The sequence below is a fragment of the Photobacterium leiognathi genome (assembly GCF_030685535.1).
Classification (GTDB): Bacteria; Pseudomonadota; Gammaproteobacteria; order Enterobacterales; family Vibrionaceae; genus Photobacterium; species Photobacterium leiognathi.
The window spans coordinates 691,024-713,544 of the sequence record NZ_CP131599.1 but is presented as its reverse complement, the minus strand read 5'-3'; the positions used below and the strand labels follow the sequence as shown (position 1 = coordinate 713,544).

22 protein-coding genes are annotated in these 22,521 nt (G+C 39.1%); 8 read left to right on the top strand and 14 right to left on the bottom strand.

The window, feature by feature from the left end; all coding sequences use genetic code 11:
• Positions 1-24 precede the first annotated feature (24 nt).
• Positions 25-2,004 carry a penicillin-binding protein 2 gene (gene mrdA, locus Q7674_RS03265; protein WP_305422553.1) on the bottom strand — a complete coding sequence of 660 codons (1,980 nt, stop codon included), beginning with the start codon at positions 2,002-2,004 and terminating at the stop codon, positions 25-27.
• A 218-nt stretch (positions 2,005-2,222) separates the two neighbouring features.
• Here mrdA and Q7674_RS03260 point away from each other — a divergent pair, with 218 nt between their 5' ends.
• Together Q7674_RS03260 and Q7674_RS03255 are read left to right on the top strand one after the other, a co-directional pair.
• Positions 2,223-2,867: a 3'-5' exonuclease gene (locus tag Q7674_RS03260; RefSeq protein ID WP_045064733.1), complete on the top strand. Its 645-nt coding sequence runs from the start codon at positions 2,223-2,225 to the stop codon at positions 2,865-2,867.
• Positions 2,868-2,923: 56 nt separating this feature from the next.
• Positions 2,924-3,982: an endonuclease/exonuclease/phosphatase family protein gene (locus Q7674_RS03255; protein ID WP_045064734.1), complete on the top strand. Its 1,059-nt coding sequence runs from the start codon at positions 2,924-2,926 to the stop codon at positions 3,980-3,982.
• Positions 3,983-4,134: 152 nt separating this feature from the next.
• Here the strand turns inward: Q7674_RS03255 and Q7674_RS03250 are convergent, their stop codons facing one another.
• Together Q7674_RS03250 and Q7674_RS03245 are read right to left on the bottom strand one after the other, a co-directional pair.
• Positions 4,135-5,619, bottom strand: coding sequence for a DEAD/DEAH box helicase (locus tag Q7674_RS03250; protein WP_045064736.1), 1,485 nt, complete (start codon positions 5,617-5,619; stop codon positions 4,135-4,137).
• A gap of 146 nt (positions 5,620-5,765) precedes the next feature.
• On the bottom strand, positions 5,766-5,969 hold the full coding sequence (locus tag Q7674_RS03245; protein ID WP_045064777.1) for a DUF2986 domain-containing protein: 204 nt from the start codon (positions 5,967-5,969) through the stop codon (positions 5,766-5,768).
• Between the two features lie 176 nt (positions 5,970-6,145).
• Between Q7674_RS03245 and Q7674_RS03240 the strand changes: the two genes are divergently transcribed.
• Positions 6,146-6,763 (top strand): DJ-1/PfpI family protein, encoded by a 618-nt coding sequence (locus Q7674_RS03240; RefSeq protein WP_045064738.1) that lies wholly within the window; start codon positions 6,146-6,148, stop codon positions 6,761-6,763.
• A 26-nt stretch (positions 6,764-6,789) separates the two neighbouring features.
• On the opposite strand, the gene Q7674_RS03235 is transcribed toward Q7674_RS03240, so the two are convergent.
• Both Q7674_RS03235 and Q7674_RS03230 read right to left on the bottom strand, forming a co-directional pair.
• Positions 6,790-7,122: a DUF1840 domain-containing protein gene (locus Q7674_RS03235; RefSeq protein ID WP_023934422.1), complete on the bottom strand. Its 333-nt coding sequence runs from the start codon at positions 7,120-7,122 to the stop codon at positions 6,790-6,792.
• 77 nt (positions 7,123-7,199) lie between these two features.
• Positions 7,200-7,793, bottom strand: a complete 594-nt coding sequence (locus Q7674_RS03230; protein ID WP_045064740.1) for a rhomboid family intramembrane serine protease — start codon at positions 7,791-7,793, stop codon at positions 7,200-7,202.
• 211 nt (positions 7,794-8,004) lie between these two features.
• On the opposite strand from Q7674_RS03230, the gene Q7674_RS03225 reads away from it, so the two are divergent.
• Positions 8,005-9,444, top strand: coding sequence for a hypothetical protein (locus Q7674_RS03225; protein ID WP_045064742.1), 1,440 nt, complete (start codon positions 8,005-8,007; stop codon positions 9,442-9,444).
• Between the two features lie 20 nt (positions 9,445-9,464).
• Here Q7674_RS03225 and Q7674_RS03220 read toward each other — a convergent pair whose 3' ends face one another.
• Positions 9,465-9,938, bottom strand: a complete 474-nt coding sequence (locus Q7674_RS03220) for a hypothetical protein (RefSeq protein ID WP_023934425.1) — start codon at positions 9,936-9,938, stop codon at positions 9,465-9,467.
• Positions 9,939-10,237: 299 nt separating this feature from the next.
• Here Q7674_RS03220 and Q7674_RS03215 point away from each other — a divergent pair, with 299 nt between their 5' ends.
• Positions 10,238-10,426 carry a hypothetical protein gene (locus Q7674_RS03215; protein ID WP_023934426.1) on the top strand — a complete coding sequence of 63 codons (189 nt, stop codon included), beginning with the start codon at positions 10,238-10,240 and terminating at the stop codon, positions 10,424-10,426.
• A gap of 382 nt (positions 10,427-10,808) precedes the next feature.
• Here Q7674_RS03215 and Q7674_RS03210 read toward each other — a convergent pair whose 3' ends face one another.
• The 6 genes from Q7674_RS03210 to Q7674_RS03185 form a co-directional block, all read right to left on the bottom strand.
• Entirely contained in the window at positions 10,809-11,228 is a 420-nt protein-coding gene (locus Q7674_RS03210; protein ID WP_045064743.1) for a PACE efflux transporter, read from the bottom strand.
• 123 nt (positions 11,229-11,351) lie between these two features.
• Positions 11,352-12,344 (bottom strand): RelA/SpoT domain-containing protein, encoded by a 993-nt coding sequence (locus Q7674_RS03205; RefSeq protein WP_045064745.1) that lies wholly within the window; start codon positions 12,342-12,344, stop codon positions 11,352-11,354.
• Between the two features lie 165 nt (positions 12,345-12,509).
• Positions 12,510-12,719, bottom strand: coding sequence for a KTSC domain-containing protein (locus tag Q7674_RS03200; RefSeq protein ID WP_045064747.1), 210 nt, complete (start codon positions 12,717-12,719; stop codon positions 12,510-12,512).
• A 201-nt stretch (positions 12,720-12,920) separates the two neighbouring features.
• The gene (locus Q7674_RS03195; protein WP_045064749.1) at positions 12,921-14,513 is read right to left on the bottom strand and encodes a BCCT family transporter; all 1,593 of its coding nucleotides are present in this window, start codon (positions 14,511-14,513) and stop codon (positions 12,921-12,923) included.
• A gap of 316 nt (positions 14,514-14,829) precedes the next feature.
• On the bottom strand, positions 14,830-16,851 hold the full coding sequence (locus Q7674_RS03190) for an FUSC family protein (protein ID WP_305422547.1): 2,022 nt from the start codon (positions 16,849-16,851) through the stop codon (positions 14,830-14,832).
• A gap of 234 nt (positions 16,852-17,085) precedes the next feature.
• Entirely contained in the window at positions 17,086-17,553 is a 468-nt protein-coding gene (locus tag Q7674_RS03185; RefSeq protein WP_023934431.1) for a 2TM domain-containing protein, read from the bottom strand.
• 591 nt (positions 17,554-18,144) lie between these two features.
• On the opposite strand from Q7674_RS03185, the gene Q7674_RS03180 reads away from it, so the two are divergent.
• Complete coding sequence (locus Q7674_RS03180; protein WP_305422545.1) at positions 18,145-19,254, top strand: M20/M25/M40 family metallo-hydrolase; 1,110 nt, start codon at positions 18,145-18,147, stop codon at positions 19,252-19,254.
• Between the two features lie 196 nt (positions 19,255-19,450).
• Positions 19,451-19,615, top strand: coding sequence for a hypothetical protein (locus tag Q7674_RS03175; protein WP_008989118.1), 165 nt, complete (start codon positions 19,451-19,453; stop codon positions 19,613-19,615).
• A 257-nt stretch (positions 19,616-19,872) separates the two neighbouring features.
• On the opposite strand, the gene gcvT is transcribed toward Q7674_RS03175, so the two are convergent.
• The gene (gene gcvT, locus Q7674_RS03170) at positions 19,873-20,991 is read right to left on the bottom strand and encodes a glycine cleavage system aminomethyltransferase GcvT (protein WP_305422543.1); all 1,119 of its coding nucleotides are present in this window, start codon (positions 20,989-20,991) and stop codon (positions 19,873-19,875) included.
• Between the two features lie 60 nt (positions 20,992-21,051).
• Positions 21,052-21,678 (bottom strand): helix-turn-helix domain-containing protein, encoded by a 627-nt coding sequence (locus Q7674_RS03165; RefSeq protein ID WP_045064755.1) that lies wholly within the window; start codon positions 21,676-21,678, stop codon positions 21,052-21,054.
• Positions 21,679-22,043: 365 nt separating this feature from the next.
• Here Q7674_RS03165 and gcvH point away from each other — a divergent pair, with 365 nt between their 5' ends.
• Positions 22,044-22,424 carry a glycine cleavage system protein GcvH gene (gcvH, locus tag Q7674_RS03160; protein WP_008989115.1) on the top strand — a complete coding sequence of 127 codons (381 nt, stop codon included), beginning with the start codon at positions 22,044-22,046 and terminating at the stop codon, positions 22,422-22,424.
• The last annotated feature ends 97 nt before the right edge of the window (positions 22,425-22,521 follow it).

The window sequence follows — 22,521 nt, the reverse complement described above, 5'->3', positions numbered from 1 at the left end:
ATTAGCTGATGATTATTTAAATCTTTAGCTTGTTTTTACTGCCGTCGTTTTACTGACATCCACAGGTGTTGCTGATTTATCATCACCTTCTTGCTTTTGTGCTTCAGGATGTAGCGTTGGTTTCACCAAAACATAATCCATGATCTTACGAGCAATAGGCGCTGCATTTCGTCCCCAACCACCGTGTTCAAGAATGGTTGATACCAATACTTGCGGATGATTTACAGGTGCAAACCCCGTAAACAAAGCGTGGTCACGTAGGTGTTCTGCAACTTCATTTGCATCATAGTTTTCAGTATCAGACATGGTGTAAACCTGACTTGTACCGGCTTTACCTGCAGCTTCATAGCCTAGATTTTGGAACTCTTTGCGTGCGGTACCTTTAGTGGTAACTAGATGCATACCTTCTTGTGCGATTTTCCAATATTTTTCTGGTACAGGCTCAACTTTCGGGAAGTCTTTAAACTTCACAATGTCTTCTTTATCACCATCAATGATCGCGTATAGCAAGTGTGGACGGTGTACAACACCCGAGTTAGCCACAACCGATGTCGCTTTGGCGATCTGCATTGGGGTTGCCGTCCAATAGCCCTGGCCGATACCAATTGGAATGGTGTCACCTTGATACCAAGGCTGTTTAGTATGAGCACGTTTCCACTCACGAGTTGGCATGTTACCCGCCGTTTCTTCACGAATATCAATACCTGTTAATTCACCATAGCCAAATTTGTTCATCCATTTAGAGATACGATCAATACCCATGTCGTAAGCCACTTGATAGAAGAAGGTATCTACCGACTGCTCAATGGCTTTATACACATCAACGTTACCATGTCCCCAGCGAACATCATCGCGGAATTTACGGCTATTACTGTTTGGAATACGCCACCAGCCTGGGTTATTTCGCACTGTATTCGGCGTGATCACCCCTGTAGCTAACGCAGCTACTGCAATTTGTGGTTTCACTGTAGAGCCCGGTGGGTATACACCTAACGTCGTTCGGTTAACCAGTGGGTGTGCAGGGCTATTTAGTAACTGGCTGTATTCTTTTGATGAAATACCATGAACAAACAAGTTTGGATCGTAACTTGGACTTGAAACCATAGCTAAGATCGCATCATCACGAGGATCAAGCACCACGATTGCACCACGACGTGTTTTGGTCACCATCTTGCCAGTTTTAGGATCTTTTACATCTTCCGTAAGCAACTTATTGGCATAGAGTTGTAAGTTTAAATCAATGGTTAACTTAATGTCTTTACCCGAGACAGGCGGTACATACTCTAAGGTACGGATCACACGACCACGGCTATTCACTTCTACTTTTTCATAGCCAGATTGACCATGTAATAAATCTTCGTAGTAACGCTCAATACCTAACTTACCAATGGTACGCGTTGCTTTGTAGTTATTGTAAATACCCTGTTCTTTTAACGACTTAATATCACGGTCATTGATCTTAGCGACATAACCTAAAGTATGAGTAAGTGCTGAACCATACGGGTAATAACGCTCTAGGTGTGCATCAATATCAACACCCGGATAATGGAATTCATTAACTGAGAACTCTGCAACCTGCTTTTCATTCATCTGATCAATTAAGGTTACAGGCTTAAATCGGCGAGTATGTTTTTTCTCTTTCATAAAAGCCGCGATTTCATCATCAGTCACACCCAACAAGGTTTTTAAGTTAGTCAGGGTTTCTGGCAAATTCGCCACTTTTTCAGGAATAATTTCTAAAGAATAAACAGGTACATTTTCAGCAAGGATGACACCATTTCGATCGTAAATACGACCTCGGTTAGGTGCAATTGGGATCACTTTAATGCGGTTATTATTCGAGCGAGCTTGATACTCTTTATAATCTTGCACTTCCAAATGGTAAAGGTTACCGATAAGCACAAACGATAAGATAATTATCCCAATAAATGAAACGACCGCGCGACGATTAAACAATGATGCTTCCGCACCATGATCGCGAAACTGACTTCTTTCTTTCTTCATAGAATGCTTAATGAGATCTCAATGGCTAGATGCACTCGTTGAAATAACGAATTTTATACCTATCTCGTATAATGCTCGATCTATCGTTAGAATGTAATAACACGATGGCTGTTTGACGATAAATTGACCTTACTCCCACAAATAAATTCTCTTTCCGCAGTTTACAAGCTATCTTCGGCCGCTAAAATGAAGCTCTTATCTTTGTAACAGGCTTTACCATGACCTTTTCTCACTCAGCCAATGGCCTTTCTCGTCCTGCTGATAATGTTGTTATTCTCGACTTCGAAACAACCGGTTTATCTCCTAACCAAGGGGATCGCGCCATTGAAATTGGTGCTGTAAAACTACAAAACGGTGAAATTGTTGGTCAGTTCCAACAGCTGATGAATCCGGGTTTTCGTGTAAGTAGTTTTATTGAAGGCTACACAGGGATCAGCAATAACATGTTACGTACTGCGCCCTCTTGTGATGTGGTGATGAATGAGTTTGCTGATTTTATTGGTGATGCCAATCTTGTCGCTCATAACGCTTCTTTCGATCAACGTTTTTTAGATGCCGAGCTTGAGCAAATTAATCGTCATTATGGCGGTACGTTTACCTGCTCTATGCTGATCGCTCGTCGTCTCTATCAAGATGCACCTAATCATAAGTTAGGAACATTAGTGGATTATAAAAATATCTACCATAATGGAGTTTTCCACCGTGCGTTAGCTGACTCAGAAATGACAGCGCGATTATGGCTTGTGATGCTTGATGATATAAAGCAGCAATATGGCATTGAAACCATCCCATTTGCGTTAATGATGAAGCTGGCAAAAACACCTAAAGCAAAGATTGCAGCATTACTTAGCAGTTACCGTTAATCATTAGGTTACACTGTCATGCTTGCTGATTATTTTATTACTATACTGAGAATTTGATGTTGCCACAGACTGAACCACAATTTTCATCATCTACGCCTATCGCTCAGTCAACGATAAAAATCGCGAGTTTTAACTTGCTGAACTATCTTGCTCCGCCTGATGCGTACTATGACTTTGAAAACATTTATAGCTTAGAGCAATGGCAGAAAAAGCAACGTTGGATATTAGCAACGCTTGACGCGCAACAACCGGATATTATTGGCTTTCAAGAAGTATTTAGTATTGATAACTTAAAAGCGTTACTGCTTGAAGCGGGTTATCCTTATTTTGAAACCATTGATACTCCCATTGTAGAAGGCGATTTCATCTATCGTAGCCCTGTGGTAGCAATTGCATCGAAATTCCCGATCTTAGAAGCCGCTGCCGTTGATGCAGAGAGTGAAGCTGCACAATTAATGGGCTGGAATACGTTTGATTTTAGCCGCAAACCACTGCGTGCCACGATTGATATTCCGCATATTGGCGCGACAGATTGCTATGTCACTCACCTTAAATCAAAACGCTCATTGTTTGATGATCCACTACCAGACACAATAACCCCTGCTGATACCGCGTTATCAGGTTTTATTCGTCAACGTTTAGGCAATTGGGGCTCTGCCATGCAGCGAGGATCCGAGGCGGCATTATTACAATTAGCCATGGTGAAACGTCGTGAGCAAACGCAATATCCCATGATCTTATTTGGCGATTTTAACGATACGCTTTCAAGTAGTTGTTTGGAGCAATTGGTTGCAAGTAGCGTGTTTGGTATGTCTGACAGTGAAATTGAACGTTTGATCCATTTTTACTGTTTATATGATGGCTGGGAGCTGTTTACTTCTATTAATGACGATGCCTCACAGCCACGCCCTGCGACCCATTACTACAATGGCAAAGGTTCGGTTTTAGATTATATTTTGCTTTCGCAGGAATTTAACGCAGGCTATTTGGGCTCACTGTTTGAAGTGAGTCACTATCACACTGAAGATAAACACTTAGTCAATTCAAGCTTTGATATTGATGGTTACAGTACCGATCACGCAATTCCTGTTGTGACATTGTCACTTAGACAATAAACGTTTCATACACATCACCACATACCTCTTCCTGTACTGGATTCCGTATACTGCAAATACAAAAAACGATTGATACTATTGTTAGCTATCAATCGTTTCTTCATTAATACTTATCTTTAACGCTTATTTTTAGCTAAAGCGCATTAACTGTATTACGCTGTCGCTGCTGCTTTTGGCTTACGATTGCGTTGCGGTGCACGGCGACGATCATCTGAGCGAGGCTTTTCATCGTTAAAACGACGACGAGGCTTGCTGTCTGTTGATTTTGGCTTTGCATCTGGGTTACGCGGTTTGCTACGAGCTGGCTTATTACCTTGCTCTTTAGCATCGTTACCTTGCCCTTGTGGACGACGAGAGGCAGGCTTACGTTTCGCTTGGTTGTTAGCCGGACGTGATTCCGATGCCGTAGTACCTTCACGTGGTGTAAATGGCTTATCTTTCTTTGGCTTCTTCGGTTTTTTCGGCTTAATTGGGCGTGTGTCTAGCTTAGATGCTGGCAATGCATTTGTTGGTTTAAATCCGTCTACAATTTCACGCTCTAGCACTTGCTGTGTTAAACGCTCAATCGCAGCCAACTCTTTAAACTCATCTGCTGATACCAGTGAAATCGCTTCACCTTCACAACCCGCGCGACCTGTACGACCAATGCGGTGCACATAGTCTTCTGCTACGTGTGGCAAATCAAAGTTAACTACTTGTGGTAGTTGATCGATATCTAAACCACGCGCCGCAATATCAGTGGCTACTAATACACGAATTTCGCCTGCTTTGAAGTTTGCTAATGCTTTGGTACGTGCACCTTGGCTCTTGTTACCATGAATAGCAGCTGCGGTAATACCACGGCTTTCTAAATGCGCTGATAACTTGTTTGCACCGTGTTTTGTTTTGGTGAAAACAAGCACTTGTTTCCAGTTACGCTCACTGAGTAACTTCGTTAATAAGTTTGGTTTTTTCTTCTTATCAACTGGGCAAATCCACTGCTTAACAGTACGTGCTGTTTGGTTGCGTGGGTTTACATCAATCTCAACCGGATCGTTCACTAAACCTTTCGCTAACTCGCGGATTTCATCAGAAAATGTTGCAGAGAAAAGCAGGTTCTGGCGCTCTTTTGGTAATAATGCAAGGATTTTACGGATATCACGAATGAAGCCCATATCTAACATGCGATCAGCTTCATCAAGCACTAGTATTTCAATATCACGAAACTTTACTGCATTTTGGCTGTGTAAATCCATTAAACGTCCCGGTGTTGCAACCAGTACATCCGCGCCTTTACGCATACGTAGCATTTGTGGGTTAACTTTTACCCCACCAAATACAACAGCAGAGCTAATACGTAAGTTTTTACCGTAAGTTGCAACACTCTCGCCTACTTGTGCTGCAAGCTCACGTGTCGGTGTAAGCACAAGCGCACGAACATGGTTAGAACGAGCCGGACGACCACCAGCTAGGCGTTCTAGCAAAGGTAATGTAAAACCTGCTGTTTTGCCTGTACCCGTTTGTGCTGCCGCCATGACATCTTTTCCCTCAAGAATCGCTGGGATCGCTTTTTCCTGAATTGGGGATGGTTTTTCGTAGCCTTGTTTCGCTACAGCATCAAGAATTGGGGCAGATAGGCCTAAAGAGGCAAAACTCATAGCATCTCTCTTTTATATAGAACGCCAATGTGGCGGTAATTGTGCTGATCACAAATCAGCATTTGAACAATGCGCTGTTCAATAAGAATAAAACAGGGAAGGTAGCTGCTACCTTCCCTGTCCAAAAAGTACTAACGAGTACGTAATTAAGAAACGCTTGTTTCCGTACTCATAGTTTCTGTTTCTGATGGTGTTGTCGCTGCTTCAGCTGCTTGCAATGCCGCTTCTGCTTCTAACTTGGCACGTTCCGCTTTAGAAATGTAGCGAGGCTTATTACTCTTGTGTAATTTTGCATTCGCTTTCTTCATTCTCTTTTTAAGCGTTTCGTTAATTTTCTTCTTTCTATTCATATTCGCGCCAGCTGATATTTTCATCATTTTTGAACAAGGCGCTGATTGTAATGGTTCAGCGCTGAATAACAAGCTTTATCCATCGAACCGCAGCGAAAACCATCTCAATAACGAACAAATACGATGAAATCAGTTAGCTATGCTAATCCTTAAGAGGTAGAAAATAGGAAATAAAAATGAATACTCCACAAACAGTAACACTATTTTTATTCGATCGTTTTCAATTACTCGATGCTTTTGGCCCATTGCAGATGTTTTCACTGCTACCTGAGTTTTATACTCTACAAACGGTATCGCAAACAGGCATCACGGTAACTAGCCAACAGCAGATACAAATTGAGCCTCAATTTAGTTTCAACGACACATTTCAGTCTGACATTTTAATTATTCCTGGGGGCGCTGGTTTGCAAGCGATCATTCACGATCCTCTCACCCTGTTTTGGCTTAAACGCTTTGCTCCTAAACAAACGTTAATTTGCTCTGTTTGTACGGGAGCCGCTTTACTCGCTACCGCAGGATTATTAAATTACCGCCGAGCGACAACCAATAAAAAACAATTTCATTGGGTTCAAAAACTAGGACATAACGTGGAGTGGCAGTCATCTGCTCGATGGGTACGAGACAGTAATATTTTTACTGCCTCTGGCGGTTCATCTGGTATTGATATGGCGCTGGCTGTGATTGGGTATCAACTGGGCGATAGTGTGGCACGTAAAGTGGCTATTGAAGCTGAATATTTATGGCAAAACGACCCTGATGACGATCCTTTTGCACCTTTGCATATTGTGCGTTAATACCCAATCAGACGATTCACTAGCATCTATTCCCACATAATGTAGCTTTGATCTTTTATCGCGGACTCTAGTAAACCAATCAATGGCATTGCGCGTACTGATAAACAAATTTCCGGCTCGAACTCGTCTTCATCTAGATCGGCATCTAAAGGATTAGGTTGTTCGACGTCACCTTGTTTCTTTTCCTGCTTAGTAACTTCTATTTGATGCTGTAAATTACGCAGTGCTTGATTAACATCTTCTTCGCGTATCGCACCCGGTACGGTTTCACAAAACCCCATCATGTGAATGAGTTGCTGAGCGATATCACCAAACATCGTAATATCATGACTTCCTTTACTACAAAATGTAATCAGCATAAATCACTCCCTTTCTCACTTATTATGTTCCTGAATAACATCAGTTGTTGAACATATTATTAGACCACTTTGTTGGCTCAGGGTTGCTCATCAATACGGCAATTTAACTTTGCAGCATCCTTTTTCCCTAAAAAATAACCGACAAAACCACCAGTAATAGCCCCAAACAAATGGCTTTCAAAACTCACTTGATAGTTCGTGGGAAAGACGCCCCAGATCATCGAACTAAAATAAATCATCACTAAAAAGGTAATGATAAAGGACAGTAAACTTCTTCGCACTAATCCATATATTAAGAGGTATCCCCAGATGCCATAGATGATGCCACTTAAACCAACGTGATAGCTTATTCGGCCAAACAGCCACACACTAATGCTGCCTAATAGCCAACATAACAAGATAACATTCAATAAGCGTGCGACACCGTTAACACCGACGCCTAATGCCAATAGTGTAAACGACGATAAGTTGAAGAATAAATGCGTCCAAGAGCCATGTATAAAGGGATAAACAACAATATTACTAATGTGAGTAACATGGCGAGGCAATAATCCATAATTATTTAAAACGCCATTAAAAATATGATTAATAATAAAAGCGATAAATGAGATCACCCACACTGAAAGTATGACTAAAAATACCTCTTTCCACCCTCTTTTAGCATCAACCATAACACCGCCACTGCATATCAACCATTAAAATTAACGTTACACTCTTAGGTATACATTACATAATGATAACTTAATCTTACTCTTAACATTATAAACAAATGTCTTATTTATGATTTTAAGGGAAAATGCTCACAAAGTTTATACATGCACTTTCAGAACATAATTTATAACGGTAGAATGTCGGCGTTTTGTAACTTGATACTCAAGAACCATGAATAAATTTCGTTATTTTGCATTAATATCGATCATTGCAACGACAACTGCATGTGATGTGGAAAGAAAAGTTGATTTTGAATCATTTTCACTTTCGCCTAATGAAATTAAAGCGAATGATATTCATGGCTTTATTATCACGAATACAAATAATCCTTTAGCAATTCCACAGAAATTCAATCAAATTCAACAAATATCGAGCGAATTACTTAATAGCGATTGGTTATCGTCACCCAATTATGCTTCAGATATCAGTAAGTTATTGTTGCTGTTAAAAGAAACACAATTGACTGATGCACAACCCTTTATCAATGAACTTGAACAAGCTAAGCGCACGTATCGTACGAATTTATTGCGTATAAACGCGTATGCTCAAACGCTCCAGCGCGCAATAGATAAAACGTCACTACGATATAATAATGAAATCAGTGAGCATGAAAGAAAAATTGCTTTATTGACTCATTCTAATGATTATTATTTAAACAAAATTGCTGTTCTTGAAAAACAAATTCAAGTTCAACAACAGAAATTCTTTGATACAAGAAATGATTTTTATGATCATTTAAATAAGGTTGTTAAAGATCCTGTCACTGCATTTAATATTAATGACAATCTTAATTTTGAATTGAAAGAGAAAAAAACGCCAAAATGTGAGCATTTTTGGGGTGATTATGAGTTATTAAACATAAAAGATGCAAAGTATTGTACTTATATAAACCTTGACGCTTTAGTTCGCTATATTACGCCGAATAATAAAGAACAAGTGATAAATATCATTCAAACAGAAGCGGTAAAAGTATGGCAAGAAATGACTTACTTAAACGGTTTTTATGATACTAAAACTAACAAACATTACTTTGTGAATAATTTACGTTCTCAACTAATTCAAGCTCAAAATAACTATGCAGATAAACAAACACTCTGCCGTCGTAAATGTCCTTCACTGCTTGCTCTAGAACAGCAGTTAGTGAAGTTAAAAGAAGATAAGTTAAATCTGATTGATAAAGCATTGGTTGATGAAAATAATAAAATTAATATTCACTCAGTCGCTTTCAGTCAACTGCTTAAAAAGGCATTTACATCTGAAAATCTAGGACTTAGTGATCCCCTTACTGGGTTTGCTACTTTGTATCGTGATCCTCAGATCGTGAGTGCTTTTACCACTGAATACGCACATAAAATTATCGACACGTACCCAAAAGAATACACGATCTCTGTTAGTCAAAATGGCAAGTATATAAAGCCAAAAATTAAAGATCGTGAATACTCGTTATATTTCAGCGTAGAGCCGTCTTGTAGCATTATTTACCAGGCTACCGAAACGAAAAGCTTACCAGAGGTTATTACATCTAAAACCAATCATGTTCAGACAAAAGATTGTGGTTTAGAAAAAGTGATTGAGCATAATTTAAAACAGAAATGGTTCAAGTACGTATAAGCACAATCTCTCTACTCGGTTCATAAATAACCAAAGGATGTTGCGACTTGAAGCCAGTTATTTCTCTGCTCTGCACTAATTTTCACTGATGGTAACGCCTCTAAAACATGGATGATCGATGAGTATTCACCGTCTTGGCAGGTCATAACAAAAGATCCCAGTTCAGCATTAAATAATGGCGCATTCGATTTTGTATCTATGCACCAATTACTCTCCACTCTGCCCTGCTGTTCACTACAAACAGAAGTGACTAATTGCTTAAACGCTTGTTCTGTTTTTTCCTTAGCTCCACACAGTGTCGCTTCATAATTAACAAAACCGAGTGTGGGATGATAAATAACTAAACCTTGGTGCTGTACTAGTTGTGTATCAGTTTCAATAGCACGAACAAAACTCATAGGTGCGGGATTGTTCTCGACAGCATAAACTGCAGAACTTGCACATGCCATGGTCAACAAGCCTGCTTTCACTAAATATGAAACGATGCTTTTCATATATCCCACCTTTATATTGCTTTAATGAATCGGGAAAACTAATAGCAGCAGAAGAATCTCCTTACTTAGCTATGGTTATAGCAGGTTTTATAAGAAAAAATTAATCTTTATGAAAAATATCGCATAATCTATGGCAAAATTGGTGGCATTAAATGTGTACATTTTTCATCATTGCTATAATAACAACATACATAAGAGGGATAATTCTTATCTATAAGACACTTTTAAACTACGTGTGCGCTACATTCTTCATATAGGGATCGGTAACATAGTTGCATATATTTGTTTGAGGTAATCCTATGGAAGATAAAACACTTATTGCAGATACACATAGCATTCTGGATGCATTTATTGAAAATGGCTTACATAAGAAATATCCAATTTATTGCCAATTTCCACATTGCCAAAGCATATTAGATAAACATCAATATGATGAAGAATTTGATATTGAATTTAACGACGGCTACCGACATCAAAACGAGAAATAGAACAATTGCCTATTTCCTTTAAGGAAATCATATCGAGTAGAGTGAGGCATTGATGACTCAGTGTCCTCCCTGCACCAAGCATACATTTATATCCTGTTGAATAATGTATTGCAGGAGTAGATTTCTGCCAAACAATTAGAGATTTCAAAGAAAAGAGCCCTCCAACTTTTCAGCAAATTAGGTATTAGTACAGACGATATAAAAAATACTAACTAACTTTAAGATCTGGATGCATCCCATAATTGGGATAGAAAGAATATAACAGAATATGAAAACGGTAGCGCATATACGATTTTTGCTTTACGAATAAACCATATATCTGACTACCGTATTTTTTCATTTTCTACTAATTAAGATGAACCATTTCCAGTAGCATCAACAATTAGTGTGCCACTTCAGGTACTGGGAAAATCTTATCGTACGCAAGGTTATAAATATAAGCGTAGATTAAGTAGAAAACCACCATACCGATATCCAGTACGAAAGCTTCCCATAGTGAAACTTTCAAGAACCAAGATAAGATTGGAATCGTTACAATCAATAAACCTGCTTCAAAACCAATGCTATGCACAATACGCTGCACTGTCGTTTTATTTAAGGTGTTATAACGACGAGCCATAAAGCAATCGAACCAATGGTTATAAAGGTAGTTCCAACCTGTAGCTAAAAAGGAAAACGCAATACCGATTGCTCCAACATGACCAGAATCATAGCCGAATTGACTCAACACACCAACTAACAGCACTAATCCAATAATTTCAAAACAAACGGCATGACGAATACGATCAAAACGTGTTCTCATCACAAACAACCTCAGTACAACTTTTCTTATATTTTATAAATACCTAAAAGGAATAGAGAGATTATAAGCAGTTTTCCATGCCTAACAAGCTAGATACTATCCGAAAAACGGATAGTTATGTTGTTATTTTATCAGCTCAGACGCTTTACATTTTGCTTTTGCATTCAAACTTAGTGTATTTATCGCATGTTGTTTTGCCGCACGATGAAGCGCTTTTTTCTCAGCTTGAAGCTGCTCTACTTGTTCACGTAATTTATCAATAAGCTCTTGAGAGCCTTGTTGTTTTGATTCATTTTGTTCTAGTAATTTAAACAGGTTTGCCACTTCTTGTGCGTTTTCTTCGCTCTTTTGAGTGATCTCATCAATTGCATGTTGGTGAAGTTCAAGCTCACTTACTAGTTGTTTTACGAATGATCCCATCTCGTCAGCAGAGCCCGCCAAACGATTAAATATTAATAAAAACGAGCATACTTGTTCATTATGAGAAAAGTTTGGATAACGGATTTTATGATCAATTTCCGTCCAGCCTTCTTCAAAAATTGTGCGTACTTGTACTTCAGTATAAACGATTCGGCTTAATGGTTGTGAACCAAATACATAATGCAGCGAACGATAACCTGCTGGATGCACTTTTACGACAACATCATCCGGTAAATCCGCAAAGACTTTATCATCCCCACTACGGACGTAATAAATCGGCGCTTCTGCGTTTTTCCACTCTTGGCACAGATAATCGTGAATAGGTAAGCAATCTTCTTTAAACAAATGTAGCGCACGTACGCCGATTAAATCAGTAACAATGCTGTCGTAATTGGTCTCATTAATACCAACGTATTTTTCTTTAAATGTCGGCGTATTAGGTTGAGTTTTGCGAACAATCTTTTCCATTAGGTGCTGCGGATCTTTCACCCGCCAGCGAACAGAATGTACCTGTTGGCATCGTTGAATAATACGTGCGTACATTTCTGCTGTTTCTTTTAATTGTTCAATATTCGCTTCATGGTTCAAACCAATTTGATGAAGTGTTTGCCAATCAATAGCGCTGGCTTGCCACTCTTCTTGGCTAATACGATTTGCTTTTAAAAAGCTGTCTTCGGTGAGTTCTGCTACTGACATCTTGCCTACCATAATGTTATGTAATAAGCGTAATTCTCATCATTGATTACGCTATATTACAGTTAAAATAGGCTGACTAGACTTATTAATCAATCAGTATTTAAGCCGAAAAATGCAATGTTAAGATACGATAGCATCATGAAAATAAGCGCATAACTCGGTTCATTACACTTGGTTATACACTGGCTTGATATGGCTATTGAAATGCTCTTCTACCGATTCCGCTGAGGCAAAATGATAAAAAGCATATTTGGAAACGTCAGAAAAAACGCAATACGGTTGGCGCTGCCCTAAATCGACATAAAGCTCGTTGTTAGTTTCATTGTAACCAACTTTACGAATTGAGTTTGATTCAACGGTGATCCAATTAATCATTACAGTGACTCCATTCACTCATCTATTACTGACATCAGTTTGCAGAAAGGCTTTAATGTTCGCCAGTAGTAGACAAGCTAAATAAAGCATTTATTTTAAATTTAAGGGTTCGATCACTTTGTATCATTTGTTGGAATAGTTATAAAAAACAAAAGCCGACAAATCTGCTTACTTCATTCTATTTCGTGATTTTAGCTTTGCTTATCGATACAAGTGTCGCTCACTGTTCAAGCCTTTAATTAAGCTCACACAGGTAAACACCAGAATAAAGCTAAACGGCAATGCCGTAATAACAACCCCTGACTGCAAGGCTTCTAATGCTTGAGAGCCACCTACCCACAGTAAAATAGCAGCAATGACACCCTCAATGGTTGCCCAGAAGATACGTTGTGGCACAGGCGCATCTAATTTACCACCAGCGGTAATGCTATCAATAACCAGAGATGCTGAATCTGATGACGTTACAAAGAACACCAGAATCAAGACAATCGATACCACTGAAAGTAGCATGCTCATTGGCATTGCATCATAAACGTAAAACAAGGTTAATGAGATATCTTGTAAACCATTCATACCTAGTTGACCCACTTTATTAGCGAGTTGCTCTACAGCAATACCACCAAAGACTGAGAACCAACAGATAATGACGCAGGTTGGAATCACCAGCACAGAGAAAATAAACTGACGAACGGTACGCCCTTTTGATACACGGGCAATAAAGATACCCACGAACGGAGTAAACGAAATCCACCAAGCCCAGTAGAAAATTGTCCAGCCATGAAGGAAGGTGGTATCAGTTCGACCAATTGGATTACTTAACGCAACAAAGTTTTTGACATAATCCATGACACCTTGTGGTAATACATGAATAACGGTTTCGATGTTAAGTGCAGCTACAAGAATAAGTAGCCCAACAACAAATACAATGTTGATGTTACTTAATAGCTTAACGCCACCTTCAATACCGCGAACCACAGAGAAAATCGCTACAGACGTGACACCTGCAATGATAGCAAACTGCATGCCTAGTTCGCCGTGTGTACCAAATACATAGTTAATACCACTTACCGCCTGTTGCGCACCTAAACCTAGTGATGCAACAAGACCAAACAAGGTAGACACAACAGCTAGAATATCAACAACGTTGCCTAACCAGCCCCACACTCTATCACCAAAGATTGGGAACAATAATGAACGGATAGAAAGCGGTAAATTTTTGTTATAAGCAAAAAAGGCCAATGCAAGTGCAGCAATACCGTAAACAGACCAACCCGTAATCCCCCAGTGAAAAAAGCTTGTCGCAATCGCTAACTGCTTTGCTTCTGGTGAATAACCAACAGCATTAAAAGGTGTGCCATACCAGTCGGTATACAGCGCTGCTGGCTCTGCAACACCAAAGAACATCACACCACTTGCAAGACCTGCTGCAAATAACATAGCACTCCATGAGATGGTTGAGTGCTCTGGTTTTGCATCTTTACCACCAATGCGAATTTTGCCTAATGGTGAAACCATTAACAGCACACAGAAAACGAAGAACATATTCATCGTCCACATAAAATAGCTATCAAACTGTTCAAGAATGCCGTTTCGCATATTATTTAATGTGGTTTTTGCTGACTGAGGATCAACAACCAACATTACTATAATGAAGATCAGAATTAATAATGCGCTAATGCCAAATACAGGCTTGTGGATATCAAATCCCCAGCGTTGGATGTTATCTTGACCAACCTGATAATCGGTCGTTTCTATACTGTATTTACTACTTACTTTGTCCGTCGAAGTATTCAAAAAAACCTACCTTGTTATGTAAACTCAATAATATTATTTAGAGTACTAAACAATATTTGAGCGCAACCATACCAACCAAGAGTACAAACAACAAACAAAACAAGCTTTTTATGGTCATTACTTACATAAAAATTACATAAGCCAGGTATTTATTATTTATCGAACTAAACATTTAGCTGATTTATAGAAAGCGATAATTTGAGAAAGTACGTTAGTATTTTTATACATATCTACAACATTAATTGATGATGAATAGCACCCAGATAAAAAGAGAGTGAACATATCAGCTCACTCTCTATAACTTTGGCGATAAATATTAGCTTACCACTTGCGTATTTTTATCTCGCACCAAGTCGTGCATTTGTTTTACCGTCATTAAAGACAACCACATTAATTCATAAGCAGCACGTTCATTGATTGATTTATCTTGATGTTGTTGCAATAAGTCTTCATCTATTATCGGCAATTCAACCACGCTTTGGGTTTTAACACTGTTAATTAATGCGTCCATTGATGAAGTGATCATTGCCTCCCATTCTTTAAGTACATGTTGCTGCGTACCTTTACGCACAAGTGGTACCAACAAACACAAATAATGCGATAACAATCGATATTGATTTAGCATTTCTTCGTAATAAAGCGGATCACGACGAGTAAACTGAGGTTCATTGAGCATTTCCTTATAAATCAATTCAAGGCTGCTTTCCTCTACCAGCATTTTTCCCCTCAGCTGCGTTAATGTAGACGGTGATCGCTGTTCCATTGGTTGTTGTAATTGCTGATAACTGTTTAAAAATAGTGCTTTTGCCGCTCCCAGTGATTTCAACGCTTGAGCATGAATTTCATTACCTCGCCATTGCGGCCATAGAACCGCGTAACTGACTAAAACAAGCAAACAACCAATCACATTATCCATGATTCTCGGTATCACAATATCAATACCTTGACTTGTCATCACTTGGGTAATTAGCACCAATATTGCGGTTACACAACCAATAGCGATACCGTAATTTCGCATAATATTGAGCATTGCAGTGACCAATAAAACAGCCACTAATACCAATAGATATGGGGTTGGTATCCCAATATGAATTAACACTGTCGCAATACATAACCCCGTAATCGTGCCTAAACAGCGGTGCCAAATCTTACTTCTGATAGCGGCAAAGGTAGGTTGAATAACCATGTTCATAGGGATCAACACCCATTCGGGATGGATCAATTTGAAGGTTTCTGCAACACCAGCACTAGCAGCAAAAATAAAACTAACCCGAGCTACATGGCGCCAAATAGGATGACTTAAACTAGGAAGATGCCAAGTTAATTGAAAGGGCTGAATGTCGATTTTTCGCTCATAGCTTTGTTCATTTAACTCTATTCTGCGAGAAATGTGTTTCACTGTAGCAGCCCAATATTTAAAACGGGCTTGTTGTTCTAACTCACCTTTCACTGCATCAATTAATTGCTCTGCTGTAGCAATGCAAGAATAAGAGTTATTGCTTGTTTTGCGATGTTGAAATTGTGCTGCTTTATTTTTGAGTTGGAGCTGGCAACATTCACTCCATCGTAACAATAGCTCTCGCTTAGTGACATCATGCTCAAACTGGTAAATAAGCTCAGGATTTTTCGTTTGGCTTGCCAAAATACCTTCAAAGATATCAAGCGCCAGAAAGAGCTCTTGACGCAATGGATCCACTTCTTGTCTTTGTGAACGAAATGATTCGGATTGAATAGCTTGTTCGAATAATTCAACCAGTTGGTATTTTAACTTTTGCCCTTTAGCCTCATTGTGTTCACCTAACAAAATAGCGGTACGCTGCTTGATTAACTCACTTAAACTGTCATAAATCGCTGAGAGCCCAACTCTGAGCGCAAAATGCTTCCATATTGCAAACCATAACCAACTTAATAAGGCGAAAGCTAATGGACCGATGACCAGATAAATATACTGAAGAAATTCGGTGTTTAAATTGTGCAGTGAAAGAGAGATAACCGCCATTAACAGGCACGACATCCCTAGCCGTCCCCAAAATGCGCCATTAGCCGCAAAGCAAACGAACAGTGCTGCTAACCCGCCATACACTAGCCACAATGGTAACCCTGTTTCTAGCAAGGTGTAGCAAAGTACTATGGATAAACACCACGCAATGGCAGTAATAAAGAAACGTATCCAACGTTTTGGGCCTGCTGTATCTAAACCACTAATTAATGCCGCAGGTAACGTCATTAAAGCTGTCATTAAGCTACTGATTTGGTTGGATGCTACACCGATAGAGATGAGGATAATGAAGATAACTGAAGCACGTAGACCTAAATTGATGGACGGGGAATACCACATTTTTTTTATTGCTGAACCCAATCTATCCCCCTATTTATTTCAAACTTTCATTAACATTTAATGTAACATTTATAAACATGGCGAACGATTCAGTTTTTCTTAACTTGGCTTTTTCTGTTTTTAAACCAATAACTAAGCAGCTCTCTTTCAAATAAAAACAAAAAGCCAATAAGACTGATACCAACAATTAATAATAAAAGTGGCATCAGTATTCATTGGCTTTACATGAACCAATTACAGTTTTCGGCCTAAACGTTTTTCGACCTGCTTTCTCTCCCACTCAGGACCGAAAATATTAAGTATTTCAAACGCACTAAGAGCATGGCTAACAATACCTATCCCCCAGCCCAATGCAGGCCATACCGCCCACCAATAATCAGGACTAGTAAAATAGTTAATCACGAACAATCCAGTTATAACCAAAAGATACGTGACTAAGTGTGAATAAAACTCTTTGATACTCTTCACATATTCAATCGCTTGTTTTTCATCTTCTGTGATGGTGATTTCTTTGTTCATTGGCGGCTCCATTTGAAGGTCTGATACTTGTATTTCAAACACAGCAGCTAAAGATTTGAGTGATTCTAGCCCCGCTTTTTGTCCTTGCTCAATACGTTGAATAGTACGAATACTTAATCCACTTAATTGAGAAAGTTGCTCTTGAGACCAACCACGCTGTAGTCGTAATTTTCGAATAATCATTACAAATCCTTTTTGCTACTTTCCGCTAAAGCCTACAGATATCGAGTTCAAAACATCACGTCACAAGCCTGACAAAAACACGACAATCTTTATTTATCAGCATGTTACAAAAACCATCTATGGATAGATATTTACCTGTCAGGCGATTTTGACGTTTTTGCCGTTAAACAACTCATAATACTAGCTATCTATTGTATGCCGATATCCACCATCAATTTATTCTATCGTTGTATTTCACCTCTCCAATGTTAGCTTTCGTGAAAGGCATCGTACTATTTTGTAAATATGACGAACAATTCAGTCTTTGTTAACTTGGCTTATTCTGGTTTTAAACCAATAAATAATTAGCTCTCTAATATAAAAAAGACAAAGGGTTTTGACTTCTCATTAATGAATATGAAATGCCTGTGAATCCAAACCCAAAGAAAGAAAATAGCTTTCATATTATCATTGCAAAAAGCTTCAAATTTCTTTGATAAAAGTGACGTTCCCCAGCGATAACTTCACTTTTATTGATTTAACCCCTCATCTGCACAACCACTTTATGTTTAGAGTGATCTTTATTACTCCTATTAAGTGGTTAGAAGCAATATGACAACAATCAATCAAGATCGTCTGATCTCACACTTTATTGACCTTGTAAAAATCGACAGTGAATCTCGCAACGAAAAAGCAATTGCTGAAACGTTAGCTGAACAACTTGGTACACTTGGCTTTAATGTTGCAAAACTTCCTGTTCCAGAATCAATTTCAAATGGTTTCAATATCTATGCAAAACTTGAAGGCAAACTAGAAGATAGCATCGTTTTAAGCTGCCACATGGATACAGTAGCACCAGGCAACAATATTGAACCCATCATTGAAGATGGCGTTATCCGCTCTAAAGGCGACACTATTTTAGGTGGTGATGATAAATCTGGTATTGCAGCGATTATGGAAGCTGTACGTACTATTCAAGAGCAGAACCAAGAACATAAAACCATTGAACTGGCTTTCACTGTTCATGAAGAAGGCGGACTGCAAGGTTCTAAACACTTCGATATGTCATATATCACAGCCGATAAAGCTATTGTATTAGACACAGGTGGTGCAATTGGCGCCATCGTAACCAGTGCTCCGGGTCAACAAAGCCTAAAGGTAATCATTAAAGGTAAGCTAGCTCACGCAGGTCTTGCTCCAGAAGAAGGTATCAATGCGCTAACGGTTGCCTCTGATGCGATTATGAACATGAAACTATCACGCATTGATAACGAAACCACAGCCAATATTGGTATCGTGTCAGGCGGTCAAGCAACGAATATTGTTATGCCAGAGCTATACCTTGCTGCAGAAGCACGTTCATTAAACGATGATAAACTGTCATTACAAGTTGAACACATGATCGACACCTTCAATCAAGCAGCACAAAAGCACGGTGCGAATATTGATATTCAATCAACTTGCTCTTACAACGCGTTTACGGTTGCTGATAGTGACCCACATGTTGTCGACATAATGACAAGCTTCACTCAAATTGGTTTAACGCCATTCACTAAATCTACCGGAGGCGGTAGTGATGCAAACATCTTCAATGCGAAAGGGTTAAAAACTGTAAACCTTTCAACCGGTATGAGCAAAGTACACACTACTGAAGAGTTCATCACCATCGAAGACATAACCAAGATTACTGAATTTTTATACACTTATTTGACTAAAAAGTAATTTAGTCACTTATTCGATTTTATATAATCGACAATGACTTAACCTCAAGATTGCACTATTTATGGTGTAACTTGAGGTTTTTTACCATGACCAATATTAACGTTCCACTAACACTAGCCGCTACTCTATTCAGATATTATTCATCTTCTTTATGCCATAATGTTGGCGCAAGATAATTTAATTGAGGATGACTGTTATGAAATCTAACCATAGTAACGCAATAGATACAGATACAATGATCACTGCGTTAAACGAATGCTACCGTCGCCTCAACGAAACAGGCCTAACTGTAAAAGATCTATCTAAAGAAGGTTTCACGCTACTTTTTAAATCAGCGTACAAAGCTGTTACCGCAAATTAAGTTGTTTCATTAACAACATTTGTTGTGAGATCAGAATATTCAGGAAAAGTATTCAACAATGGCAAATTTCGAAGCATTAAAACAGGACGTTTTTTCTAACTCCGAAGTAAACAATAATGCAGCGTCTTCGAGCAAACATTTCTGCAATTATTCGCTCTACTGCATGCTGGTGACACACAAAAAATGACGTTAAGCATCATACTTAACGTCATTTTTTATTACATAAATAATAAACTTATAAAGTGTTATTCGTACCGCTACCCGCGATAGTAACGCTGTGGCACAAACGGCATTTTTTCGATCGTCATTGGCAATTTCTTACCACGTACTTCAGCATATACCATGTTACCTAACTGATTTGCTTCAGCGGCAATATAGCCCATAGCAACAGGAATACCTTTTGTAGGGCCAAAAGTACCACTTGTCACAATACCAATTTCATTGTCATCGGCATCAAACAGTTTTGTTCCCTCACGTACTGGCGCCTTAGATTGCCCCACTAAACCGATGCGTTTACGTAAAGCTTGTTTGTTTGTGATCTGATCTAAAATAACCTCGGCTCCTGGGAATCCCCCTTCACGCTCGCCACCTGCACGACGAACAGGTGTAATTGCCCACAATAAACTTGCTTCAAACGGTGTGGTAGTAGGATCTAGATCATGACCGTATAAACATAAACCACATTCTAAACGCAGTGAATCACGGGCACCTAAACCAATCCACTCAACATCATTAAAAGCTAAAAGCTTACGTGCGAATGCTTCTGCTTTATCACTCGGTACAGAGATTTCGTAACCATCTTCACTGGTATAGCCAGAACGACTGACATAACACTCAATGCCCATTAGCTCGATATGTGCAGCGTCCATAAATACCATATCAGCAACCGCAGGGTTTAGTTCAGCTAATACCGTAGCTGCTTTTGGCCCTTGTAGTGCAAGTAGTGCACGATCTTCAATCACCTCCAGTTCAACGCCATCAGCTAAATTCGCTTTAAGGTGTGCAATATCTTGTTCTTTACAGGCAGCATTCACTACAAGAAACAAGTGATCACCAAAGTTTGTCACTATTAAATCATCTTCAATGCCACCTTTATCATTAGTAAAAAGCGCATAACGTTGCTTACCAACAGGTAAATCAATAATATCGACAGGTACTAAGCTCTCAAGAAACGCAGCCGCGTTATCACCTTTTAAACGAAGCTGTCCCATATGAGAGACATCAAACAAGCCAGCAGCATCACGGCAATGAATGTGCTCTTTTTTCACCCCTAATGCGTATTGCACTGGCATATCGTAACCTGCAAAAGGCACCATTTTTGCGCCCATTTCAATATGTAATCCATGCAAAGGGGTTTGCTTTAGCTGTTGAGACATAGTTGTACTCCGTTAGTAAAGTTGTATCCGTTAAAGGTGGCATCTTGGAATTATTGGTAATTATGAAGCGGTAACCCATAAAATCAGTGCATCTTCTTCACTGATAGATGTCAGCATATGCCCCATAGTGGCATCGTAATAAACCGAATCACCTTCAGTTAAATTGATCGGCTCATAGAATTCAGAATAAAAAGTAATATCCCCTTTTAACACCAGCAAAAACTCCTCCCCGTCATGGCGGATCCAATCACCATAATCGTCAAATGAGCGAGCCCGTACATGAGACTTAAACGGCATCATTTTCTTATTGGTCAGCTGGGTGGCGAGAAGTTCATGTTCATAGGTAGAAGTGGGATGCGGTCGCCCTTCACCACAACGAGTAATATCACGACGACCTGTTGCTGTAATGGTTTGTGGTGGTTCAAAAAGCTGAGGAATATCGATTGCTAACCCTGCCGCTAATTTTTGCATCGCTTGAAAAGTTGGCGAGATTTGTTCATTTTCAATTTTAGATAACGTAGAACGCGCAAGCCCTGTTAGCTTACTGGCCTCTTCTAAGGTTAAGCCATGAGAGACACGGATCTCTTTAAGTCGCTCCCCTAATTTTAAAGGCGCGATAGGCTGAGGAGACTGCTCTTTCTCAACACGCATTGATGGATAAATATCTTGGATCTGTTCCTCTGCCATATTGTTCCCTTGATTATCAAAATTGACCGATGTCTACGTGAACATTATGCACACTGAACAATCATAGTTTCCTATAAGAAACTTAGTTAAACCTAGTTCACAAAGTCATAATTTTTTTAAAATAATGTTACCCATGAGGCATACATTATCGCTATTTACATCTATAACTAGGCGATAAGTTTATATTTAATGGTGTCCGTGTGTGATTTTTAACTAAATTTAAACTTAAGATAACCAGTTTGCAACAATCAAGCATGACAAATAGCAAACGTTTGCGTAAAATCACACAAAACAAATTGAAAACGTGTTCCACTATAAGAAACTTTGTATCAATACATTTTATCGGTGAGTTAAGGAGTACAAACATGGAATCAACACTAAAGTTTACCAGTAGCCACGAGTGGGTTCGTGACAACGGTGATGGAACGGTAACTGTAGGTATTTCTGATCATGCGCAAGGTTTATTAGGCGATGTGGTTTTTGTTGATCTTCCTGAAATTGGTGACACAACAGATGCTGGCGATGCGTTCTCTTTAGTGGAGTCGGTAAAAGCAGCTTCTGATATTTATGCTCCGATAACAGGCGAAGTTGTCGCAATTAACGAAGATCTTGAAGATAGCCCAGAGCTTGTTAATGACGAGCCTTATGAAGGTGGTTGGATTGCTACTATCAAATTAAGTGATGCCGATGAGCTAGCAGAATTAATCGATGCTAAAGCTTATCTCGCTTCTATCGAAGAAGACTAATTCATAACAACAAAGATCGAGTCCATGCTCGATCTTTGTTTATCTAGCGTTAACGCTTTTCTCTATGAATAACCGCTAACGCTTATGTGAAAACGTA